Below are 17,894 nucleotides of genomic sequence, written 5' to 3'. Positions count from 1 at the left end.
GGGAGCGGACGGATACCGGTCCGTGAGTGTGCGGGCGGGCGCCCGATCGGCCGCCCGCCCGGCTCTCAGACCAGGCGTCGCGCCGTCGCCCATCTCGTCAGCTCATGCCGGTTGGAGAGCTGCAACTTCCGCAGTACGGCGGAGACATGGGACTCCACCGTCTTCACCGAGATGTAGAGCTGCTTGGCGATCTCCTTGTAGGCGTAGCCGCGGGCGATGAGACGCAGGACCTCGCGCTCGCGCTGGGTGAGCCGGTCGAGATCCTCGTCGACGGGCGGGGCGTCCGTGGAGGCGAAGGCGTCCAGGACGAAGCCGGCCAGACGCGGGGAGAAGACCGCGTCTCCCTCCTGGACCCGGAAGATGGAGTCCACCAGATCGGTGCCGGTGATCGTCTTGGTGACATAGCCACGCGCACCTCCCCGGATCACTCCGATCACATCCTCCGCCGCGTCCGACACGGACAGGGCGAGGAACCGGACGGGCTGCTCGGCGTCCGCCATCAACGCCGAGCAGCGGCGCAGCACTTCGACCCCGCCGCCGCCGGGCAGATGCACGTCGAGGAGCACCACCTCGGGCCGGGTACTCGTGATCACCGAGACCGCCTGGTCCACGTCGGGCGCCTCCCCGACGACCTCCACGCCCGTGCGGTCCGTCTGCCCGATCTCGGCCTGGACTCCCGTCCGGAACATCCGGTGATCGTCCACCAGCACGACCCGGACATGCCGCCCGGGCCCGGAGACCCCGGCCCCGGGTCCGGCGCCGGCCCCGGCAGCGGGCTGAGCGGCGCCGGCCTCGGTTCCGGCTCCTTCCGCAGCCGTGGCGGTCGGCCCGGCCGTGGCGGATTCGCCGGGCACGCCCTCGGCCGCGTTCGTGCCCCTCGCGGCCGGGCCTCCCTGGTCCCCTGCCGGGCCGGTGCCCGAACCGCTCTGTGCGGCAGTGTCGTTCGCCCCGTTCGCGTCACTCATGACGTCGTCTCCGCCCTCTCCATCTCCAGCTCGACCTCCGTGCCGCCGTCCGGTACGGCGCGGAGCCGTGCCGTACCCCCGTTGCGCTCCATACGGCCGATGATCGATTCTCTGACGCCCATGCGGTCGGCGGGTATCGCGTCGAGGTCGAAGCCGGGACCGCGGTCCCGGACGGACACGAAGACCGTCCTTCCCTCGACCTCGGCGAAGACCTGCACGGCGCCGCCCTCGCCACCGTACTTGGCGGCGTTCACCATCGCCTCGCGCGCGGCCTGCATCTGCGCGGTCAGTCCTTCGTCGAGGGGGCAGTCGCCGACGACGACCACCTCTATGGGGACGCCGTGCTTGTCCTCGACCTCCGCCGCGTTCCGTCGCACGGCCTCGGCGAGCGTGTCCGGCTCCTCGTCCTCGTCCTTTCCGGTGCCCTCGGGTTTGTACAGCCAGTTCCGCAGGTCGCGCTCCTGGGCGCGGGCGAGGCGGCGGACCTCGTTCGGGCTGTCCGCGTTGCGCTGTATCAGTGTCAGCGTGTGCAGCACCGAGTCGTGGACGTGTGCCGCGACCTCCGCGCGCTCCTGGGCGCGGATACGCATCAGGCGCTCCTCGGAGAGGTCCTGGGTCATACGGACGAGGTACGGCCCGGCCAGCAGCGCTATGCCCACGAGGACCGCGAGCGCGGCCTGCAGCACCGAGCCGAGGTGGGCGGCCGAGCCCTGCAGGACGAATATCCCGGAGACACCCGCGGTGACCAGCAGGACGCCGGCCACGGAACGGAGCAGCGTGATCGTGCGCCGCCGTCGGCCGACCTCCGCCCAGCGGGCCCGGCGCGCGTTGTCCGCCTGGCGCCAGACCAGGGCGACACCGGCCGCGACGAGCACGGTCGGCCAGAGATACGCCCTGGCCCCCTCCCCCAGGTTCACATTGCCGACGAAGACCATGGCCACGACGACCATGAGGAGGAGGGCGACTATCTGGCCGCGGTCGGGCTTGCGGGCCACGAGTCTGCGGCGGCCGTCGGGAGAGGTCTCGGTGGCGAGGGCCGGGGGCCGCTGGCTGTCGACGCCTCCGACACCGAGCGGGACGAAGAACCAGAACGCCGCGTAGACGAGGGCGCCCAGGCCGTCCGACATGAAGAGGCCGACGAACACGAGCCGCACCCAGGTCACAGGCAGACCGAGATGCCCGGCGAGCCCTCGCGCCACGCCTCCGAGCCAGCGTCCGTCGCTGCTGCGGTAGAGCTTGCGCGGGGGCCGCGGAGTGTCGACTGGCAGTGCTGCGGCTTCCGGCATGCCATCGATGTTCACACGCACGGCCGATCGGGGCATCAGGGTCGACCCCCGAGACGCCCCTGATCTTCGGTCCACCGTGATCGAACGCATCCCCGGGGCGGATATCAGGGTTCGACCAGGGTCATCCCGACTGCCATCGGACCGGCTCGGCGGTCACGATGGACGCATGACGGATCACCAGCACGCGGCAGCGGAGCCGGGCCCCGGCTCGGGTCCGGACGCCCTGCGGCCCCCCACCGAGCCGCAGGACGCCGTGCCCCCACCGGGCACGGAGGAAAAAGCGCCGCGCGCAGACGGGGACGCGGGCGCGGGCGCGCCCGCGGATCAAGCGGCCACCGCCGGTCCGGCCGGAGGCACCGGACATACGGGAGCCGCCCGGCCTACCGGGGCCGCCGGGGGTGCCGGCCATCCCCCTCCCGGTGCGCCCGAGGCGCCAGGAGCGCCCGGCCCGTCCATCCCCGGTTCGGCGGGCCGTCCAGATCCGGACGACCCTGATGCCCCTGTCGGCGGTCCCGCCGCCCCGCACAAGTTCCGCCGCGACCGGCGGTTCAAGGTGCTGGGCGGTGTCTGTTCCGGGCTCGGGCGGCAGTGCGACATGGACCCGGTGATCTTCCGGGTGGTGCTCGCGGTCCTCGCCGCGACCGGCGGCCTCGGTCTGATCTTCTACGGCTTCGCCTGGCTGTTCGTTCCCTACGACGACGAGGAGGAGAACGAGGTACGCAAGCTGCTGACCGGCCGGGTGGGCGGCCACGCCCTCACGGCCGTGCTCTTCGCCCTGGTCGGCTGCGGTGTCTTCCTCACCTTGCTGAGCAACACCAGCGTTCTGACGTTCTCCGTGGTCCTCTCCCTGCTCCTGGCCGGCGCGGGGTACTGGTCGCAGCACCGCGGCGCCCTCGACCCCGATCCGCTCGCCGCGCAGGCCGTGGCCGACGCGCCCCCGGAGGCCCAGGCGCCGCCCGTGGCCTCCGCCTACCCCTCCTGGTGGCGCGACCCGATAGTCAAGGACGGGACGCATGTGGGCGGCACGGGCTATCTGTGGGGGCCATGGGGGAGCCGCGACCGGGACATGGCGGCGGCGTTCAACATCGCCCACGGCGGGCCGCGCCCCCACCAGGGCATACGCGTCCCGCGCCCGCCGAAGCCACGCGGTCCGCGCTGGACAGGGGGCTGGATCTTCCTGCTCGCGCTGCTCGCCGGTGGTGTCGGCACCGGCGCGACCTGGGAGGACCGTGCCCTCGCCGCCAGTCTGCAGACCGGCCTGGCGTGCGCGCTGACCGTGTTCGGCCTGGGCATAGCCCTGAGCGCCTTCCTCGGCCGTACGGGAGCGGGGTCGATCCTCCTGGCCCTCGTCACGGCGGGGCTCCTGGCGTGCACGGCGGCGCTCCCGGCCGACATCACCACCGACTGGGTCCGCAGGGAGTGGACCCCACGGAACGCGGAGAGCGTGGCGGCCCGCTACGAGCTGGGGACCGGTGTGGGCACGCTGGACCTCTCCGGGGTGGACCTGCGGAAGGGGGACTCGCTGACCACGAGCGTGGAGGTCGGCGCGGGCAAGGTGAAGGTGGTGGTGCCGCCGGACGTCACCGTACGTCTCGACATCGAAGTGGGCCTCGGTGACATCCAGTTGCCGGGTGACGACAAGGAGGACGTGGACGTGGCACCCGACAAGAGCGATCGGCTGACGCTGGCCCCCGAGAAGGGCTCGGCCGACGGCGGCACACTCACCATCGACCTCGAAGTCGGTCTGGGGCAGGCGGAGGTGGCCCGTGCTGCGTCATGAGTTCCGACCGGGCAAGCTCGTCGCCGGCCTGGTGCTGACCGCCGCCGGTGTCGTGTACCTCGGCGACGCCGGAGACGCCTGGCAGACCCCGTGGTTCGTCGTCATCCCGCTCGTCGTCGGGGGGCTGTGTCTGGCGGGGGCGGTGGGTTTCCTCGATCACGCGATACGGGGGCGGCGGGGCGCCGGGCGCAAGGGGCCGACGGGCCCGGCCAACAGGGGCACGGCGGCCGGGGCCGGGCCGCCTGGGACCACCGGAGAGACGGGGCGATAGGCGCGCGGCGGGGAGGAGAAGCGAAGCGGGCCGGTGAGTGTGAGGGGGTGCGTGGACCTGCGCGTGGGCCTGGGGCAGGTCGTCGGGGAACCGTGCTGGAACTCGTCGTGGACGCCGTCCGGTGTCGGCTCGTGGGTCAGCGGTAGGAGTTCGCGCGGTGCCTGCTGCCGCCGCCGTGGCGGCGGGAGCGGATGGCCGCGTCCACGGAGAGGACCGGGGCGCCGGCGAGGATCAGGGGGAGCCAGGCCATGAGGTAGGGGAGGTCGTTGCCGTAGTAGTACGGGGAAGCCGACCAGCTGACCGTCAGCCAGAGGCTCAGGGAGATCAGGGCGCCGCCGACCGCGGCGAGGCGGGTGAGGAGGCCGAGGAGGGTGCCGATGCCGACGGCCAGTTCACCCAGGGCGATGGCGTAGCCGAAGCCGACAGGGTTGTTGAGGGCCATGTCGATCATGGCTGGGATGGCGGAGGAGTCTCGGGCGGCCCTCATCATGTCGCCGATGGAGCCTGAGCCGGAGTCCGCCATGAAGGCGCTGTCGGTGAGTTTGTCCAGGCCGGCGTAGATGAAGGTGACGGCGAGGAAGATACGCAGGGGCAGCAGGGCGTAGCGGGTGGCTGAGTCCCGCCAGTCCGGGCCGCCGTCGAAGTGGGGGGTGTGGGAGTCCGAGCGAATGTCGTGAGTCATGGTCTGCGCCGCCTCTTGTCCGCCGTGCCGTTGACCCCTCAACAGACGATACGTTCGGAGGGGTGGGGGTGCTCAATGGTTCGGGCGTGTTTTTCCGAGTCGGGTGTCTTGTCGGGGAGGGCGCGGGCTGTGGTCTGGGAGCCTGTTTCCTCGCCCCCGCCGCCCCTACCCGTCCCATCCCAGGGGCTGCGCCCCTTCGACACCGCCCCGCGTATGCGCCGCCTTTTGGTACCGCAGGGATGGGTGCGGACGGGGACGGGAGCGGGCTTGGATGGGCACGGGCTCAGGTTGGAAGCAGGCGCGGCGCGAGGGCTGGACGGACGCGACGCATTGCGTGCGGCGGTGCGGCGGTGCGGCGCGTGCGGCGGGACGCGGGACAGGGCGTCCGGCGAGACGCGACGCGCGGTGGGGCGCGGGACGGGCCGTCCGGCGACGCGGAGGATGCGACGCGACGCGACGCGGGGCGCGGGACAGGGCGTCCCGCGAAACACGGGCAGGACGCGCCCCCGCACTCCGCCACACCCCGCCGCACCCGCTGCGACGCGCGCGCCGCGCCTCAGCCCGCTGCGCTCCCACGCTCTCCAGAAACGGCCCGGCCCCCGCTCACCAGCGCCTCCGGCACCTGTGCCCCCAGGGCCCGGCTTCCGAGACCCCAGCGCCCCTCACCAGCTGCACCTCTGCCCCCGGGCCCGAGCCCCCAGCCCTCAGCCCGAGCCCGAGCCGAAACCCAAGCCCTTGCCCGACCTCGGCCTCACCCCCAGCCCCAGCCCCAGCTCCAGCTCCCAGCTCCCAGCTCCCAGCTCCCAGCTCCCAGCTCCCAGCTCCCAGCTCCCAGCCAGGGTCGCGGGCGGCAGACAGCGGACGTCAGGCGGCCCGACGGGGCTGCCCGACAGCGGCGGCTGGCCGGCGGCGGCTGGCCAACGACGGCGGCTGGCCGGCGGCCGGTCAGTCCGCTGAGACCTCGATCGTGTAGCGGGCGGTTTCGACGCCGGCGGCTGTGACGACCTGGACCTCGACCTTGCCGGGTTCGACGTCGGCGGGGACGGGGGCGGTGAGGACGGCGTCGGTGGGGTTGCTGAAGCCGCCGGCGACGGGGACGAGGGGGACGTGGACATGGACGGGGCCGATGCGGACGACCATGCGGGAGAGGTGGTCGGCGGTCTGGGCGCCGGGCGGGACGAAGCCGGAGCCGCGGATCTCGATGTCGTCGCCGTTGCGGATGGGGGCGTCGAGGTCGCCGGCCTCGCGGGCGCGGACCACCGAGAGGATGACGGGGCGGCCGCCCTCGGCGTACTTGCCGGCGACGTAGGTGGCCGCGGAGACCAGGACGAGGAGGGCGAGGCCCCAGGGAAGGTCGGGGAGCTGGTCGGGGCGGCGGGCGAGGCGGACCGCCGCGAACGCGAGGGCGACGGCGCAGACGATCACGTACTGGATGTCCGTGAAGCTGCCCCGGCCCGAGTCGTCGGTGAGGAGGTCGGCGGCGCGCGGGCGGTGGGCGCGGACCTTCTGCAGGCGCTGGGACAGGACACGGAGGCCGACCACACGCCGGACCAGGACCGCGATACCGCAGACCACCGCCAGGACGGTCACGATGCCCGCGCCTCGGGCGAGGTCGAGACCGGCGATGAGGGCGTCACGTTCACGGTGGTCGGAGGCCGCGGCGAGGCGGCCGACGAGGACGAGGACCGCGAAGACGACGAAGAGCACCCAGCCGGCCGCGATGGCACGGGAGGTGGAGAGACGGTTGTCCTCTCCGATGACCGGGGCGAGGGCGCCGCCGCGGGCCCGGTGCAGATAGCCGGCGCCCGTCAGGGCCGCGCCCACCAGCAGTGCGGCCAGGAGGCCGGCGGTGCGGGCGACCGTCCAGCCCGCGCCGATCGCGGTGAGGGACTGGACGAGGAGGAGGGTGATGACGGCGGCCCAGACGACGATCGCCGTGCGCAGCCACAGACGGGCGAGCCAGGCCTCGCCCTCGACCCGGCCGCGTTCCGCGACGAGGGCCGCGGACTGGGTGAGTTCGTCGGAGACCCACTGCCGGGAGGCGGACGCGGAGTGCGCGACGGCCGCCGGCAGCCCGTGCCCCGACGCGAACTCCTCCCGCTTCAGCAGGAACTCGGCGACCGCGCGCCGGTGTCCCGCACGCGCCCCGTGCGGGCAGTCCCCGCAGGTGCACCCGCCCTCATGGGCACCCACGCCCATGCCCATGCCCCCTCTCGCCTCCTGTACCGCCACGCCCGAGCCCGCCTTCCCGCGTCGCGTCCGCCTCCGCGTCCGCGTCCCTCGGCATCCGCCGAAATCGTCATTGCTGTCGAAATTGCTGTCGAACATCACTGCTGTCGAAAGTCGCCGCTTTCGAGCCGAACCGAGAACCCCCACGGAGCCGAGCCAAGCCGAATCAAATCGAGCCGAGCCGAATCGAGCCGAACCGAATCGAGTGGTCGACACCGGAACCGCCGTCGAAACCGCCGTCGGAACCGCCCCCGGCACCGCCGCAGGCACCGCCACCGGACGTCGTACACACGTCCGCTCACTACCACAGCCGTACCGCCGTACAACTGCCCCGCGATGACAGCGAATTGTGCCGTACGGAACACGGCCCGCGTCCGGCAGGTCCACTCCGCGCAAGAGAAGCGCGGGGTGAAGTCCCGGCGCCCGTGTTGACCCGGCTGGGAGAATCCTCCTATGGCCGAGATCATCCAGCGGGACGGGGCCTGGGCCTTCGACGGCAGCACGGTCCGGATCACGCCGGGCCTGCACCGTTCCGTGGCGCTGTTCCGGCAGACGTACGGGGAGATCGCGGTCCCCCTGGAGGCGGTGGCCGGTGTCGTGTACGAGCCCGAACGCAAGCGCGGGCGGCTCCGGTTGCGGCTTCGCGAGGGCAGTGATCCGCTGCTCCAGGCCACCGGGGGGCGGCTCCCGGACGCGGCCGACCCGTACCGGCTGACGGTCGATCTCGACCGGTCCGGGATCGCCGAGTACGTGGCGGAGGAGATACGGCAGTCGATGCTGCTGGAGCGGACACCGAAGGAGCCCGCCGAGGTCTATCTCCTGCCCGGGCCGCCCGTGCCGGTGTCGGTGCGCTCCAGCGACGGCACGGTCTCGTTCGACGGCACGCGGGTCCGGATCGACTGGAACGACACCTCCGACCGGGTCAAGCGCGCGACCGGCCCGCGGATCATCGACGTCGGCGAACTGGCACGGGTCGAGTGGCTGCCCAACTCCGGTTACGAGGACGGGTTCCTGCGGTTCGTGACGCGCGAGACGATCTTCTCGAAGCTGCCGCCGGAGCGGGACCCGTACGCGCTCGACCTGTGGGGCAGTACGCGCCGGGACCTGCTGACGGCGCTCGTCGCCACCGCGGTCACGGCGCGGCTGCCCCATCCGTCCGCCCACGGTGCCGACGATCACCCGGCCCACCCCCGGATCATGGAACCCTCCGCCCGATCACGTCCCACCCCGGCCACTCCCGCCACCCCCGCCGCCCCGGACCTTCACGACGTGCTTCTCCGCCGTCTCCGTGAACTCGGTGAGCTGCACCGCGACGGCGTCCTCACGGACGAGGAGTTCGCCGTCACCAAGGCCGCCGTGCTGCGCGGCTTCTGACCGGCGTCCGCCCTCGACGCGCGACGAGGAGCGGGCCCCCCGGTCAGCTCAGCAGATCCGGCTCGCTCCGGCTGATGTCCTGCCACAGCGGCTGGTAGTTGATCCACGCCACCAGGTCGCCGCCGGCCTGCTCCCGTGTCGCCACCGCCTGCCGGTGCTCGATGAGGAGCGGGCGGCCCGCCGCCTTCGCGGTGAGCTGTACCTGGGCCGAGCGTTCCATGGACAGGAACCACCAGGCCGCCGCGTCGACCGAGTCGCCGACCGTCAGCAGACCGTGGTTGCGCAGCACGAGCGCCTTGCGGCTGCCGAGCACCCCGGCGATACGCCGGCCCTCGTCGGCGTCCACGGCGACGCCCGTGTAGTGGTCGTAGAGCGCCTGGTCCTCGTAGAACGCGCAGGACTCCTGGGTGATCGGGTCGAGCAGATCGCCGAGCGCGGCCAGCGCGCGGCCGTGCACGGAGTGGCAGTGGGCGACCGCGACGACGTCGGGGCGGGCGGCGTGCACCTGGGCGTGGACGGTGAAGGCGGCCTGGTTGACGTGGTAGCGGCCCTCGATCACCTGGCCGTCCTGGTTGGCGAGGACGAGGTCGCTCACCGTGACGTGCTTGAACGGCATCCCGAACGGATTGACCCAGAAGCAGTCGCTGAACTCCGGGTCGCGCGCGGTGATGTGCCCCGAGACGCCCTCCTCGAACCCCAGTCGCCCGAAGATCCGCAGGGCCCCGGCCAGCCGTTCCTTGCGGTGCCGCCGCTCGTCCTCCGCCGACTCGTGCATCGGCGGCATGGCGAACCGGAGCTGGTCGGTGGGTAGGGGCAGGGGCGGTGTGGGCCCGTGCATGTGTCCTCCAGAATGACTTCCTTTACGAAGCGGAAGTTACCGTCGGTGCCCCTGGCAGAACAGGCCCGTCCCGTGAAGAGAGTGCGCAACCGTTACGCAAGTCACGGAAGCGCGCCACACCGCACACCGTTCGCTCGGGTCGAACCGCCTCCGTACGTCGCTCGGGGTAACCGGACAGTGGATGTCGGGTATCCGCGCGAGACTCGACGTGTGCCGGAGAATCTTTCGCAGGTGAATCCCTCGCAGGTGAACTGGGGCGCGTTCGTCGCCGCCGAACCCGATCTCGCGCGGACGGCCGAGGCCCGCTTCGGGGCCTTCACCCACCACGTCCTCGCCACCCTCCGCAGGGACGGCTCCCCGCGTACGACCGGGCTGGAGGTCCGGTTCGTGAACGGGGAACTGTGGCTGGGGATGATGCCCGACTCACTCAAGGCGCTCGATCTGCGCCGGGACCCGCGTTTCTCGCTGCAGGCCAATCCGGGCCCGGGCACGGAGATGGGCGGCGGTGACGTACGCGTGAGCGGGCGGGCGGTCGAGGTCGACGATCCCGCGGTCAAGGCGGCGTACGGCGAAGAGGTGGAACCGCCGGAGCAGTTCCACCTCTTCCGCACCGAGCTGACGGAGGTCGTACGGACCTCTGTCGAGGACGACAAGTATCTGGTCGTCCAGATCTGGAAGCCCGGAGAGCCGGTGCGGACTCTCAAGCGGACCTGAGGGTCACAGGGGACCCAAGGGGCTTACTCCCACTCGATGGTGCCCGGGGGCTTGCTCGTCACGTCGAGGACGACGCGGTTGACGTCGGCGACCTCGTTGGTGATCCGCGTGGAGATCTTCGCGAGGACCTCGTAGGGCAGCCGCGACCAGTCGGCGGTCATGGCGTCCTCGCTCGACACCGGGCGCAGGACGATCGGGTGGCCGTACGTCCGGCCGTCGCCCTGGACGCCGACGCTGCGGACGTCCGCGAGCAGGACCACCGGGCACTGCCAGATGTCGCGGTCGAGGCCGGCGGCCGTCAGCTCCTCGCGGGCGATGGCGTCGGCCTCGCGGAGCAGGTCGAGCCGGTCCTTGGTGACCTCGCCGACGATCCGGATGCCGAGGCCGGGGCCCGGGAAGGGCTGGCGCTGGACGATCTCCTCCGGGAGCCCCAGCTCCTGGCCGACCATCCGGACCTCGTCCTTGAACAGCTTGCGCAGCGGCTCGATCAGCTTGAATTCGAGGTCTTCCGGCAGACCGCCCACGTTGTGGTGGGACTTGATGTTGGCCGTGCCGGTGCCGCCGCCGGACTCGACGACGTCCGGGTAGAGGGTGCCCTGGACCAGGAACGCGACCTCGGGGCCCTCGTCGGCGATGATCTCCGCCTGGGCCTGCTCGAAGACGCGGATGAACTCGCGGCCGATGATCTTCCGCTTCTGCTCGGGGTCGGACACCCCGGCGAGCGCCTTGAGGAACCGCTCCTCCGCGTCCACGACCTTGAGCTGGACGCCGGTCGCCGCGACGAAGTCCTTCTCGACCTGCTCGGTCTCGTTCTTGCGCATCAGACCGTGGTCGACGTACACGCAGGTCAGCTGGGAGCCGATGGCCTTCTGGACGAGGGCCGCGGCGACCGCGGAGTCCACACCGCCGGACAGGCCGCAGATCGCGCGCTTGTCGCCGACCAGCTCGCGGATGGCCTCGACCTGCTCCTCGATGACGTTGCCGGTGGTCCAGGAGGGGGTCAGTCCCGCGCCCCGGTAGAGGAAGTGTTCGAGCACCTGCTGGCCGTGCGTGGAGTGCAGGACCTCCGGGTGGTACTGGACGCCGTAGAGCTTCTTCTCGTCGTTCTCGAAGGCGGCGACCGGTACGACATCGGTGGAGGCCGTGACGGTGAAGCCCTCGGGGGCGGCGGAGCAGGCGTCACCGTGGGACATCCAGACGGGCTGCTCGGCGGGGGTGCCCTCGAAGAGGGTGCTGCCGGTCTTGGAGACGTGCAGGGGCGTACGGCCGTACTCCCGCGCGCCGGTGTTGTCGACCGTGCCGCCGAGGGTGGTGGCCATCAGCTGGAAGCCGTAGCACATGCCGAAGACGGGGACGCCGGCCTCGAAGAGCGCGCGGTCGAGGCGGGGGGCGCCCTCGGCGTAGACCGAGGAGGGGCCGCCGGAGAGGATGATCGCCGCCGGGTTCCTGGCGAGCATCTCCGCGACCGGCATGGTGCTCGGCACGATCTCGCTGTAGACCCGGGCCTCGCGGACCCGACGGGCGATGAGCTGGGCGTACTGGGCGCCGAAGTCGACGACCAGGACGGTGTCGGGGGCGGCGGCAGCGGGGTTCGCTGATGACACGGGGTGCCTTCCGGCGGTTGGGCGGGGGTCTTGTGCGGCCGAGTCTACCGGGGTGCGCTCTCCCGGAGTGGTCCCACCAGAGGCTCCGCCCCGGACCCCGGGCGCTCGCGGGCCGTGGCATACTGGCCCGCATGTTCACACAGGCGACCTTCCTCTTTACCTATGGCAACCGGCCCACCGGCTGCCATGGTCGTGTTGCTTGAGCTACTGACTAGCGACTTCCCCAGGCGCCCCGGGCCGACAAGGTCCGGGGCGCCTGGCGTTTTCCGGGTCTTGCCGCTCCGGGGAGCCTCTTCCGATTCCGATTCCGATACCGAATCTGATGTCCGACTTCCGGCGAGGAGAGCCCCTTATGACCGCCATCGAGACGACCGTCATCGACACGACCGCCATCAGCACGACCGCCATCGACGTGACCGGCGCCCGTACGTCCGAGGCCGCCGACGTGATCAGCGGTGCGCGGGAGCGCATCGACGCGCTGGACGACCGGATCATCGGCCTGATCCAGGAACGCGTGGCTGTCTCCGCCGTGATCCAGGACGCCCGCATCGAGTCCGGCGGCAGGCGCGTGAACCTGTCCCGCGAGATGGAGATCCTGGCCCACTACAGGGACGCTCTCGGCAAGCCCGGCACGGCGCTCGCGATGACCCTGCTGGAGCTGTGCCGGGGCCGTATCTGATCCGGCGCACGACGGCAGCGCACCCGCGGCGCACGTACGTACGCGTGCCGACTCACCCGTACGGCGCGTGACCGCCGTCCGACACGCTTCGTTGGTGTCGGTGTCCGTGCCAGCCAGGCCCGGGCCCGAAAGAACCACGCGTGGCTCCGCTGGGGCGATGAGGCGTACGGATCGTGCCGTGCGCCGTGGGACCTCGCTCCAGGGTCGTGACCGGACGGCAGGGGACAGCAGCCCGGTCACCCAAGAGAACGGTCGGCTCCGGGGACGCCCGGGGCCGGCCGGCGGAACTGTTCCAGGGCGGGCGGGTCGGTTGCGGAGGCCGGTCTCCCCCTTCACGATGCGGAACGATCCGCCGACACACCCAGGCGAAGAGAAGACGGAAGGGCCCTGCGGCCGGCTTGTTCCAGCCGTCCCCCGGGGCCCTTCGTCGCACCTGCTCCGGTCAGCCGGCGACCTTCTCCACCTTCGTGACCTGCTTCTCCAGAACCTCGGCCGGCACCTCGGCCTTGTCCGCGTCGAGCATGTTCATCGAGGAGAACATGATGAGCGTCGAGCCGCTGCGCACCACCGTGAAGGACATCGGGATCTTCGCGCCCTCGATGTCACCCTTCAGCTTGTACGCGACGGCCTCGTCACCCTGCTCGGGAGCGGTGAGCGCCTCGATGTCGGTGTACTTGTTGCCGACCTGCTCCCACCCGTCGCAGCTCTCCGTCGCCTCGCGCAGATCGGCCATCACCTTCTCGGCGTCGCTCTGCTCGTGCGCGGCGAGGGCGAGGGCGATGACGGTCGCGGAGATCTCGTTCACCGCGGTGACCCTGCGTCCGGCACGGTCCTTCGCCTGCGGGTCGGAGGTGAAGTAGAACATGTTCGCGAGAGCCTGGCAGGTGGCCGGCTTCGCGGGAACAGGCACGGCGGGCATGTCGTCCGCCGGCATCTCGGAGATCGTGTAGCCCTTCACGTCCCCCTTCGCGAGGGCCGCCTCCTTCAGCTGGGCCTTGGTCAGCGCGGGCTTCCCGGCTCCGCTCTTCCCGTCCCCGGCGGCCGAGGCACTGCCGGCGACCGACGGCTTCGCGTCCGCGCCCTTGTCCTCGTCGCCGCCCCCACCGCACGCCGCGGTGAATCCCAGCGCGACCGCGACCGAAGCGGCCACCGCCGCCCGCGACATCGTCGACTTCATGTCCCCCACCTTCATGTCCCCCGCCCTTACGGCGTTTCTCGCATGCCTCACAGAGGCCTCACGGGCCACATCAGATCATGTGTGCGACATCGCGCCACAACAGGTTTCCGGTATCACTTCGGCCTCAGTGATCTGTGACTCACGTCACACAGGAAAACTGTTATCGCAAGGGCAACCCTTTGCCCCACTCGCCGGTCACACCTGGCACACGAGAGAAGGACCCGCGCTCGGAGGGGGGTGCGGGTCCTTCTCCGCTGTTCCCCGACGGCCGTTCCCCGACAGCCTGTTCCGCGACAGCACCTGCTTCCGCCGCGACGGCGCCTACTTCTTCGGCGGCACCACCGGCACCGGCACCAGCGGCAGCCGCAAGGCCCCGAAGGCGTCCGACGGGACCGCCGGGTGCAGGGGGGCCACCGGGGCGAGGCGTTCGTAGCCGGCGCCGGAGGCCGGGCGGTGGTCGGGCTCGCCGTTGTTGGGCCAGTACGACATCGCGCGCTCGGCCTGGGCCGTGATGGTCAGGGACGGGTTCACGCCCAGGTTCGCGGAGACGGCCGAGCCGTCGACGACGGAGATGCCGGGGTGGCCGTACAGCCGGTGGTAGGGGTCGATGACCCCGTCGGCCGCCGTGGCGCCGATGGGGCAGCCGCCGAGGAAGTGCGCGGTGAGCGGGGTGCCCATCAGCTCGCCCACATTGCTGCCCGCGAAGCCGTTGATCTCCGCGGCGATCGTCGACGCGGCGGTCGAGGCGGCCTCGATCTGCTTGGGGTTGGGCGCGCCATGACCCTGGCGTGCCGTCAACAGGCCCTTGCCCGGCCCCTTCGGCTTCAGCCCCGTCGACAGCGAGTTGTCCAGCGACTGCATCACCAGACCGATGATGGTCCGCTCCGACCAGCGGCGGTTGGAGAGCGAACGGGCCACCAGCAAGGGGTGCTTGGCCGCGTACGCCAGCCAGCCGAGGACACGCGTGGCGCCCGACGCGGTGCCCCCCGCGTACGGGACCTGGAGGATCGACAGACCGCCCATCGCGTTGGAGCCCTTGCCGTAGCGGACCGGCTCGATATGGGTGTTCTCGTCGGGGTGGATGGAGGAGGTGATCGCCACGCCCCGGGTGAAGTCGACCTCGGGCACGCCGTGCGCCTTGCGGTAGCGGCGGTTGTCGGTCTGGGCGCCGACCAGGGCCTCGGAGTTGGTGCGGGTCAGCATGCCCAGGCGGTCGGAGAGGTGCGGGAGCTGGCCGCCCGCCTTCATCCGGTGCAGGAGGGTCTGGGTGCCGTAGGTGCCGGCCGCGAGGACGACACGGCGGGCTGTGAGCACCCGGCCCCGGCCCTTCCTTCGGTTGTCGGTCGGGAGGGTCGTCACGGCGTAGCCGCCCCGCGAGTCCTCCGTCAAGGAGACGACCGTCGTCATGGGGTGGACCACCGCGCCCGCCTTCTCGGCGAGGTGGAGGTAGTTCTCGTTGAGGGTGTTCTTCGCGCCGTGGCGGCAGCCGGTCATGCACTCGCCGCATTCGGTGCAGGCGTTGCGGGCGGGGCCCGCGCCGCCGAAGTAGGGGTCCGCGACCTGGTCGCCGGGGGCGGCCTTCGCCTTGCCGTCGGCGTCCTCGCCGTCGCCGAAGAAGACGCCGACCGGGGCGAGATGGAAGCTGTCGCCGACGCCCATCCGCTCGGCGGCGGCCTTCAGGTGCACGTCGGAGGGGGTCATCGTCGGGTTGAGCCGTACGCCGAGCATGCGGCGGGCCTGGTCGTAGTACGGCTTCAGCTCCTCCTGCCAGTCGGTGATGTCCTTCCACTGCGGGTCCTCGAAGAACGGTTTCGGCGGTACGTAGAGGGTGTTGGCGTAGTTGAGGGAGCCGCCGCCCACGCCGGCCCCGGCCAGCACCATGACGTTGCCGAGCAGGTGGATGCGCTGGATGCCGTAGAGGCCGAGCGCGGGTGCCCACAGGTAGTTCTTGAGGTCCCAGGAGTTCTTGGGGAGGGTCTCGCGGGTGAAGCGACGGCCCGCCTCCAGGACGCCGACCCGGTAGCCCTTCTCGGTCAGGCGCAGGGCGGTGACCGAACCGCCGAAGCCGGATCCGACGACGATGACGTCGTAGTCGTACGACACGTGCTCTCCTCGTTGCGAAGGGTGGGCGGGCCCGAAGACCTGGCGGAGCCCACGGTGGGCGGCCCGAAGACCTAGGGCGTGTCCGCAAAGTCCCGTCGTCCGCCCGGAGGGCGGGTCCCGCGGCGTCGTGGGGGTACCTCCCGGTCGAGCGAAGCCGAGACTGGGGGAGCGTGCGCTCGGCGTGCCGGGCGGAAGCCCTCGTACTGGATCTACTTGGGTTTTCGCCCGGTGCGGCGGTGGGGGCCCCTCCCGCTCGGGCGCAGCCGGGAGTGGGGGAGCGTGCCAGGCGCCGCGGGGCGGGCGGGACTTTGCGGACACGACCTAGCGGAGCCTCAGCGCCTTCATCACCCGCAGGCTGCGGCTCATGAACTGGGCGTACTTCTCGTCGTCCATGCCCAGCGAGGGGGCCATGGGCAGCAGGCGCTGCTGGGCGACCGTCTGGGCCTCGGTGTACTTGAGGATGCCCTCGGAGCCGTGGCGGCGGCCGAGGCCGGAGTCCTTCATGCCGCCCATCGGGGACTGCACGGAGCCGTAGGCGGAGGCGTAGCCCTCGTTGACGTTGACCGTGCCGGCGCGGACGCGGGAGGCGACCTCGCGGCCACGGCGGCCGTCCTTGGTCCAGACGGAGGCGTTGAGGCCGTACGCGGTGGAGTTGGCCTCCTCGATGGCGGCGTCCTCGTCCTTGAAGCGGTAGACGGAGACGACCGGGCCGAAGGTCTCCTCCGTGCACACGGACATGGGTTCCGTGACGCCGTCGAGGATGGTCGGCTCGTAGAAGTAGGGGCCGATGTCGGGGCGGGCCACACCGCCCGCGACGACCTTGGCGCCCTTCTCCACGGCCTCGTCGACATGGCGGGTGACCGTCTCCAGCTGGCGTTCGCCGACGAGGGAGCCCATGTCGGCGCCGTACGCGAGGGACGTGCCGAGGCGCATGGCCTTGGTGCGGGCGGCGAAGCGCTCCAGGAAGGCGTCGGCGACGGCCTCGTGGACGTACAGGCGCTCGATGGAGATGCAGAGTTGACCGGCCGAGCTGAAGCAGGCGCGGACGGCGCCCGCCGCCGCCTTCTCCATGTCGGCGTCCTGAAGGACCAGCATCGCGTTCTTGCCGCCGAGTTCGAGGGAGACGCCGACGAGCCGGGCGGCGGCCCCCTGTGCGACCTCGCGGCCGGTGCGGGTGGAGCCGGTGAAGGAGACGTAGTCGGCGTGCTTGACGACCTCCGGGCCGATGACCGGGCCCTCGCCGAGGACGACCTGGAAGACGTCGGCGGGCAGACCGGCCTCGATGAGCAGGTCGCGGGCCCACAGGGCGGTCAGGCAGGTCTCGGTGTCCGGCTTCATGACCACCGCGTTGCCGGCCACGAAGGCGGGGATCGCGTCGCCGACGGAGAGTTCGAGCGGGTAGTTCCAGGGGGCGATCTGGCCGATCACGCCGCGCGGGTGGCGGAGTTCGGTGACCTTGGTGAGGGTCGGTACGGCGCCGGTGTGCCGCTTCGGCTTGAGGTAGAAGGGGGCCTTGCGGCCGTAGTGGCGGGCGGCGACCGCGACGGCCTGGACCTCCTCGTGGGCGTGCAGACGGGCCTTGCCGGTCTCCAGCTGGATGAGGTCGAGGACCTCGGCCTGGCGTTCGAGGACCAGGTCGTGGAAGCGGAGCAGGACGGCGGCGCGCTCGCGCACGGGTCGCTGGGCCCAGACGGCCTGGGCGGCGCGGGCCCGCTCGTAGGCCTTCTCCACGTCCTCGGGCGTGGACTCCGGCAGATCGGCCAGCTTCTCGCCGGTGAACGGCGTGTGGTTGGCGGTACGGCCGGTGCCGACCACGCCCTTGGTGAGCTGGGCGACCAGTTCGGGGGTGACCACGTCGGCGGCGGTACGGGCGCCCTGCGGGGCCGCCGCGAGGGGGTTGGTGCCGGTCGTCCGTGCCGTGCCGGTCGTGCCCGTGGTGGTCGTGCCGGTCTTTTCGGGGGCCTGCGAGTCCGTCATGACGCGCAGGGTATTCCGGACCGGACGACTTTGGGTACCCGGCGGTAACAGGGTTTCACCGGGCGTACACACCACGCCAGTGATCGCTGGCAATGAAGTCGCTGATCAGCGGGTCGGGGGCGCGGTGCGGACGCGAATGCGGCGTGGGTCACCTCGCCGGAATCGCCGGCGCCCACCGGCTCACCGGCCTTCGGGCGGGCCCCGGGCACACGGGG

The 17,894-nt window shown here is 71.7% G+C and carries 14 protein-coding genes; 5 read left to right on the top strand and 9 right to left on the bottom strand.

Annotated features, from left to right (window positions below):
• Positions 1 to 65: 65 nt before the first annotated feature.
• The gene (locus J8M51_RS38695) at positions 66 to 965 is read right to left on the bottom strand and encodes a response regulator transcription factor (protein WP_317853004.1); all 900 of its coding nucleotides are present in this window, start codon (positions 963 to 965) and stop codon (positions 66 to 68) included.
• Positions 962 to 2,251 carry an ATP-binding protein gene (locus tag J8M51_RS38690; protein WP_086762180.1) on the bottom strand — a complete coding sequence of 430 codons (1,290 nt, stop codon included), beginning with the start codon at positions 2,249 to 2,251 and terminating at the stop codon, positions 962 to 964. The genes J8M51_RS38695 and J8M51_RS38690 overlap by 4 nt, the downstream gene beginning before the upstream one ends.
• A 166-nt stretch (positions 2,252 to 2,417) precedes the next feature.
• Here J8M51_RS38690 and J8M51_RS38685 point away from each other — a divergent pair, with 166 nt between their 5' ends.
• On the top strand, positions 2,418 to 4,031 hold the full coding sequence (locus tag J8M51_RS38685) for a PspC domain-containing protein (protein WP_267299869.1): 1,614 nt from the start codon (positions 2,418 to 2,420) through the stop codon (positions 4,029 to 4,031).
• Complete coding sequence (locus tag J8M51_RS38680) at positions 4,018 to 4,302, top strand: hypothetical protein (protein ID WP_216590956.1); 285 nt, start codon at positions 4,018 to 4,020, stop codon at positions 4,300 to 4,302. Before J8M51_RS38685 ends, J8M51_RS38680 begins: the two co-directional genes overlap by 14 nt.
• Positions 4,303 to 4,438: 136 nt before the next feature.
• Here J8M51_RS38680 and J8M51_RS38675 read toward each other — a convergent pair whose 3' ends face one another.
• Entirely contained in the window at positions 4,439 to 4,984 is a 546-nt protein-coding gene (locus J8M51_RS38675; RefSeq protein WP_086764423.1) for a DoxX family protein, read from the bottom strand.
• 945 nt (positions 4,985 to 5,929) lie between these two features.
• On the bottom strand, positions 5,930 to 7,216 hold the full coding sequence (locus J8M51_RS38670; RefSeq protein ID WP_179203273.1) for a hypothetical protein: 1,287 nt from the start codon (positions 7,214 to 7,216) through the stop codon (positions 5,930 to 5,932).
• A 450-nt stretch (positions 7,217 to 7,666) separates the two neighbouring features.
• On the opposite strand from J8M51_RS38670, the gene J8M51_RS38665 reads away from it, so the two are divergent.
• Positions 7,667 to 8,587 carry a DUF4429 domain-containing protein gene (locus J8M51_RS38665; RefSeq protein ID WP_267299868.1) on the top strand — a complete coding sequence of 307 codons (921 nt, stop codon included), beginning with the start codon at positions 7,667 to 7,669 and terminating at the stop codon, positions 8,585 to 8,587.
• A gap of 43 nt (positions 8,588 to 8,630) precedes the next feature.
• Here J8M51_RS38665 and J8M51_RS38660 read toward each other — a convergent pair whose 3' ends face one another.
• Positions 8,631 to 9,425 (bottom strand): class II aldolase/adducin family protein, encoded by a 795-nt coding sequence (locus tag J8M51_RS38660; RefSeq protein ID WP_216590730.1) that lies wholly within the window; start codon positions 9,423 to 9,425, stop codon positions 8,631 to 8,633.
• 246 nt (positions 9,426 to 9,671) lie between these two features.
• Between J8M51_RS38660 and J8M51_RS38655 the strand changes: the two genes are divergently transcribed.
• A complete protein-coding gene (locus tag J8M51_RS38655) occupies positions 9,672 to 10,139 on the top strand; it encodes a pyridoxamine 5'-phosphate oxidase family protein (protein ID WP_179203043.1) in 468 nt (155 codons plus the stop codon).
• Between the two features lie 23 nt (positions 10,140 to 10,162).
• On the opposite strand, the gene guaA is transcribed toward J8M51_RS38655, so the two are convergent.
• Positions 10,163 to 11,743 carry a glutamine-hydrolyzing GMP synthase gene (gene guaA / locus J8M51_RS38650; RefSeq protein ID WP_086755151.1) on the bottom strand — a complete coding sequence of 527 codons (1,581 nt, stop codon included), beginning with the start codon at positions 11,741 to 11,743 and terminating at the stop codon, positions 10,163 to 10,165.
• Positions 11,744 to 12,095: 352 nt separating this feature from the next.
• On the opposite strand from guaA, the gene J8M51_RS38645 reads away from it, so the two are divergent.
• A complete protein-coding gene (locus J8M51_RS38645) occupies positions 12,096 to 12,422 on the top strand; it encodes a chorismate mutase (RefSeq protein ID WP_086755152.1) in 327 nt (108 codons plus the stop codon).
• Between the two features lie 442 nt (positions 12,423 to 12,864).
• Here the strand turns inward: J8M51_RS38645 and J8M51_RS38640 are convergent, their stop codons facing one another.
• From J8M51_RS38640 to J8M51_RS38630, 3 genes are all read right to left on the bottom strand, one after another.
• A complete protein-coding gene (locus tag J8M51_RS38640) occupies positions 12,865 to 13,599 on the bottom strand; it encodes a hypothetical protein (RefSeq protein ID WP_236067910.1) in 735 nt (244 codons plus the stop codon).
• Positions 13,600 to 13,920: 321 nt separating this feature from the next.
• The gene (locus J8M51_RS38635) at positions 13,921 to 15,702 is read right to left on the bottom strand and encodes a GMC oxidoreductase (RefSeq protein ID WP_086755154.1); all 1,782 of its coding nucleotides are present in this window, start codon (positions 15,700 to 15,702) and stop codon (positions 13,921 to 13,923) included.
• A 321-nt stretch (positions 15,703 to 16,023) separates the two neighbouring features.
• Positions 16,024 to 17,679, bottom strand: a complete 1,656-nt coding sequence (locus J8M51_RS38630) for a succinic semialdehyde dehydrogenase (RefSeq protein WP_086764014.1) — start codon at positions 17,677 to 17,679, stop codon at positions 16,024 to 16,026.
• Positions 17,680 to 17,894: the final 215 nt, after the last annotated feature.

The organism is Streptomyces griseiscabiei, assembly GCF_020010925.1.
Lineage (GTDB): Bacteria > Actinomycetota > Actinomycetes > Streptomycetales > Streptomycetaceae > Streptomyces > Streptomyces griseiscabiei.
The sequence above is the reverse complement of the archived record's forward strand: the minus strand, read 5'-3'. Positions and strand labels throughout refer to the sequence as shown.